Origin of the sequence: Nocardia cyriacigeorgica (assembly GCF_005863245.1) — a bacterium.
Lineage (GTDB): Bacteria > Actinomycetota > Actinomycetes > Mycobacteriales > Mycobacteriaceae > Nocardia > Nocardia cyriacigeorgica_C.
Map to the genome: position 1 here is coordinate 1 of NZ_VBUT01000023.1, position 5,278 is coordinate 5,278.

Annotated in this window: 3 rRNA genes; all 3 read right to left on the reverse strand. The window is 56.4% G+C overall.

The features are described from left to right. Nucleotides 1–7: 7 nt before the first annotated feature. Nucleotides 8–124, reverse strand: a 5S ribosomal RNA gene (gene rrf / locus FEK34_RS29705). Nucleotides 125–286: 162 nt separating this feature from the next. After that, a 23S ribosomal RNA gene (locus FEK34_RS29710) occupies nucleotides 287–3,419 on the reverse strand. A 321-nt stretch (nucleotides 3,420–3,740) separates the two neighbouring features. After that, a 16S ribosomal RNA gene (locus tag FEK34_RS29715) occupies nucleotides 3,741–5,259 on the reverse strand. Together the 16S, 23S and 5S rRNA genes form the textbook arrangement of a ribosomal RNA operon. Between the last annotated feature and the right edge of the window lie 19 nt (nucleotides 5,260–5,278).

Consider the following 5,278-nt stretch of genomic DNA (forward strand, 5'->3'; position numbering starts at 1 on the left):
AAGGATGTTCCGGCGGTGTCCTACTCTCCCACACCCTGTCGAGTGCAGTACCATCGGCGCAGGTGGCCTTAGCTTCCGGGTTCGGAATGGGACCGGGCGTTTCCCCACCGCTATAGCCGCCGTAACTCTATGAAACTGTCACACCCCGTGACGGAACAGGAGTTTCGAGGGCCAAACCCTCGAGCACCCGATCCACGATCACAGGTCAAGCGCGATGGCCTGACCCCTTTGATCACAGGGGTCGTGTGTTGTTTCAGATACTGCACAGTGGACGCGTAGCTTCTTTGTTGGTAAGTCCTCGGCCTATTAGTACCAGTCACCTCCACCCGTTACCGGGCTTCCAGTTCTGGCCTATCAACCCCATGGTCTGTAGGGGGCCTTAACCCATCAAGTGGGAGAGAAACCTCATCTTGGAACAGGCTTCCCGCTTAGATGCTTTCAGCGGTTATCCCTTCCGAACGTAGCCAACCAGCAGTGCCCTTGGCAGGACAACTGGCACACCAGAGGTTCGTCCGTCCCGGTCCTCTCGTACTAGGGACAGCCTTCCTCAAGTTTCTGACGCGCGCGGCGGATAGAGACCGAACTGTCTCACGACGTTCTAAACCCAGCTCGCGTGCCGCTTTAATGGGCGAACAGCCCAACCCTTGGGACCTACTCCAGCCCCAGGATGCGACGAGCCGACATCGAGGTGCCAAACCATCCCGTCGATATGGACTCTTGGGGAAGATCAGCCTGTTATCCCCGGGGTACCTTTTATCCGTTGAGCGACACCGCTTCCACATGCCGGTGCCGGATCACTAGTCCCGACTTTCGTCCCTGCTCGACATGTCTGTCTCACAGTCAAGCTCCCTTGTGCACTTGCACTCGACACCTGATTGCCAACCAGGCTGAGGGAACCTTTGGGCGCCTCCGTTACATTTTGGGAGGCAACCGCCCCAGTTAAACTACCCACCAGGCACTGTCCCTGAACCAGATCATGGTCCGAGGTTAGAGGTCCAATACGATCAGAGTGGTATTTCAACGACGACTCCACCAACACTGGCGTGCCGGCTTCACAGTCTCCCACCTATCCTACACAAACCGTACCGAACACCAATACCAAGCTATAGTGAAGGTCCCGGGGTCTTTTCGTCCTGCCGCGCGTAACGAGCATCTTTACTCGTAATGCAATTTCGCCGAGTCTGTGGTTGAGACAGCAGAGAAGTCGTTACGCCATTCGTGCAGGTCGGAACTTACCCGACAAGGAATTTCGCTACCTTAGGATGGTTATAGTTACCACCGCCGTTTACCGGGGCTTAAATTCTCAGCTTCGCGCCGAAGCGCTAACCGGTCCTCTTAACCTTCCGGCACCGGGCAGGCGTCAGTCCGTATACATCGTCTTACGACTTCGCACGGACCTGTGTTTTTAGTAAACAGTCGCTTCTCTCTGGTCTCTGCGACCACCCCCAGCTCACGGAGTAAATCCGGTCACCAGGCGTGGTCCCCCTTCTCCCGAAGTTACGGGGGCATTTTGCCGAGTTCCTTAACCACAGTTCTCTCGATCGCCTCAGTATTCTCTACCTGACCACCTGTGTCGGTTTGGGGTACGGGCCGTGTACCAACTCACTAGAGGCTTTTCTCGGCAGCATAGGATCACTGAATTCGCCTCAATCGGCTACGCATCACCTCTCAGGATATATGTCTGACGGATTTGCCTATCAGACTCCCTACAGGCTTACACCAGTACAACCACTGACTGGCCCAGCTACCTTCCTGCGTCACCCCATCGCTTGCCTACTACCAGCGAAGGTCCCATGCAGCCCCATCAAGTTCTCCGAAGAGAATCCGTCCGGTTTTGGATGGTTAGTACCACTGATTCAGCATGGGCGCGGATACACGGGTACGGGAATATCAACCCGTTGTCCATCGACTACGCCTGTCGGCCTCGCCTTAGGTCCCGACTCACCCTGGGCGGATTAACCTGGCCCAGGAACCCTTGGTCATTCGGCGGACGAGTTTCTCACTCGTCTTTCGCTACTCATGCCTGCATTCTCACTCGCACAGCCTCCACAACTGGTTCACACCGCTGCTTCCCTGGCTGCACGACGCTCCCCTACCCACCCCAACCACTGGATGCGCTCCCGCAGGAACGCACCGATGTCTTGTTGGAGTGCCGCGGCTTCGGCGGTGTACTTGAGCCCCGCTACATTGTCGGCGCAGAATCACTTGACCAGTGAGCTATTACGCACTCTTTCAAGGGTGGCTGCTTCTAAGCCAACCTCCTGGTTGTCTTCGCGACTCCACATCCTTTTCCACTTAGTACACGCTTAGGGGCCTTAGCCGGCGATCTGGGCTGTTTCCCTCTCGACTACGAAGCTTATCCCCCGCAGTCTCACTGCCACGCTCTCACACACCGGCATTCGGAGTTTGGCTGACTTCGGTAAGCTTGTGGGCCCCCTAGGCCATCCAGTAGCTCTACCTCCGGCGTGAAACACGTGACGCTGCACCTAAATGCATTTCGGGGAGAACCAGCTATCACGGAGTTTGATTGGCCTTTCACCCCTACCCACAGCTCATCCCCTCAGTTTTCAACCTAAGTGGGTTCGGGCCTCCACGACGTCTTACCGTCGCTTCACCCTGGCCATGGGTAGATCACTCCGCTTCGGGTCTAGAACATGCGACTCACACCGCCCTATTCGGACTCGCTTTCGCTACGGCTACCCCACCACGGGTTAACCTCGCCACATGCCACTAACTCGCAGGCTCATTCTTCAAAAGGCACGCCATCACCCACCCTAGTAAACTAGGCGCAGGCTCTGACGGATTGTAAGCGCACGGTTTCAGGTACTATTTCACTCCCCTCCCGGGGTACTTTTCACCTTTCCCTCACGGTACTAGTCCGCTATCGGTCACCAGGGAGTATTCAGGCTTACCGGGTGGTCCCGGCAGATTCACAGCAGATTTCACGGGCCCGCTGCTACTCGGGTACTCACTACAACAGAGCACATGTTTTCGCTTACCGGACTCTCACCGTCTACGGTTGGCCGTCCCAGACCAATTCAGCTAACACGAACTTTTCTGACTGTTGCTCGCCACGGCAGTAACGAGAAAATGAGCCCCACAACCCCGCATAGACAACGCCTGCCGGCTATCACATCTACACGGTTTAGCCTCTTCCGCTTTCGCTCGCCACTACTCACGGAATCACTATTGTTTTCTCTTCCTGTGGGTACTGAGATGTTTCACTTCCCCACGTTCCCTCCACACGCCCTATACATTCAGGCGCGGGTAACACGACATCACTCGTGCTGGGTTTCCCCATTCGGACATCCTCGGATCTCAGCTCGGTTGACAGCTCCCCGAGGCTTATCGCAGCCTCCTACGTCCTTCATCGGCTCCTGGTGCCAAGGCATCCACCGTACGCTCTTACACACTTACTAACAAAGATGCTCGCGTCCACTGTGCAGTTCTCAAACAACACACCCACCCAAACCTAATTCCAAGACCGACGAAGTGAAAACCCCGCGGTATCAAGGAGATCCGAGCGGATCGTATTCTTGCCTGGAAAGAACGTCTGTTCTTTCAGGACCCAACAGTGTGTCGATATATCACCCACGAAGAAAGACTCGGCTTCCTCCATATGCGAGTGAGGTTGTCAGCGTTCCACCCATGAGCTTCCGCAGTTCCACGATTGGGAACTAAACGGTCTCTGCCACAATCACATTCACCTGTGTGAAGCATTGTGGAGATGTGCTCCTTAGAAAGGAGGTGATCCAGCCGCACCTTCCGGTACGGCTACCTTGTTACGACTTCGTCCCAATCGCCGATCCCACCTTCGACGGCTCCCTCCCACGAGGGGTTAGGCCACCGGCTTCGGGTGTTACCGACTTTCATGACGTGACGGGCGGTGTGTACAAGGCCCGGGAACGTATTCACCGCAGCGTTGCTGATCTGCGATTACTAGCGACTCCAACTTCACGGGGTCGAGTTGCAGACCCCGATCCGAACTGAGACCGGCTTTAAGGGATTCGCTCCACCTCACGGTATCGCAGCCCTCTGTACCGGCCATTGTAGCATGTGTGAAGCCCTGGACATAAGGGGCATGATGACTTGACGTCGTCCCCACCTTCCTCCGAGTTGACCCCGGCAGTCTCTCACGAGTCCCCGCCATTACGCGCTGGCAACATAAGATAAGGGTTGCGCTCGTTGCGGGACTTAACCCAACATCTCACGACACGAGCTGACGACAGCCATGCACCACCTGTACACCGACCACAAGGGGGCCTACATCTCTGCAGGTTTCCGGCGTATGTCAAACCCAGGTAAGGTTCTTCGCGTTGCATCGAATTAATCCACATGCTCCGCCGCTTGTGCGGGCCCCCGTCAATTCCTTTGAGTTTTAGCCTTGCGGCCGTACTCCCCAGGCGGGGTACTTAATGCGTTAGCTACGGCACGGATCCCGTGGAAGGAAACCCACACCTAGTACCCACCGTTTACGGCGTGGACTACCAGGGTATCTAATCCTGTTCGCTACCCACGCTTTCGCTTCTCAGCGTCAGTTACTTCCCAGAGACCCGCCTTCGCCACCGGTGTTCCTCCTGATATCTGCGCATTTCACCGCTACACCAGGAATTCCAGTCTCCCCTGAAGTACTCAAGCCTGCCCGTATCGACCGCAAGCTTGGGGTTGAGCCCCAAGTTTTCACGATCGACGCGACAAGCCGCCTACAAGCTCTTTACGCCCAGTAATTCCGGACAACGCTCGCACCCTACGTATTACCGCGGCTGCTGGCACGTAGTTGGCCGGTGCTTCTTCTACAGGTACCGTCACTTGCGCTTCGTCCCTGTCGAAAGAGGTTTACAACCCGAAGGCCGTCATCCCTCACGCGGCGTCGCTGCATCAGGCTTTCGCCCATTGTGCAATATTCCCCACTGCTGCCTCCCGTAGGAGTCTGGGCCGTGTCTCAGTCCCAGTGTGGCCGGTCGCCCTCTCAGGCCGGCTACCCGTCGTCGCCTTGGTAGGCCATTACCCCACCAACAAGCTGATAGGCCGCGGGCCCATCTCGCACCGATAAATCTTTCCACCAAACACCATGCGATGTAAGGTCATATCCGGTATTAGACCCAGTTTCCCAGGCTTATCCCAGAGTGCGAGGCAGATCACCCACGTGTTACTCACCCGTTCGCCGCTCGTGTACCCCGAAGGGCCTTACCGCTCGACTTGCATGTGTTAAGCACGCCGCCAGCGTTCGTCCTGAGCCAGGATCAAACTCTCCGTTGAAGACTCACAATCACACCCC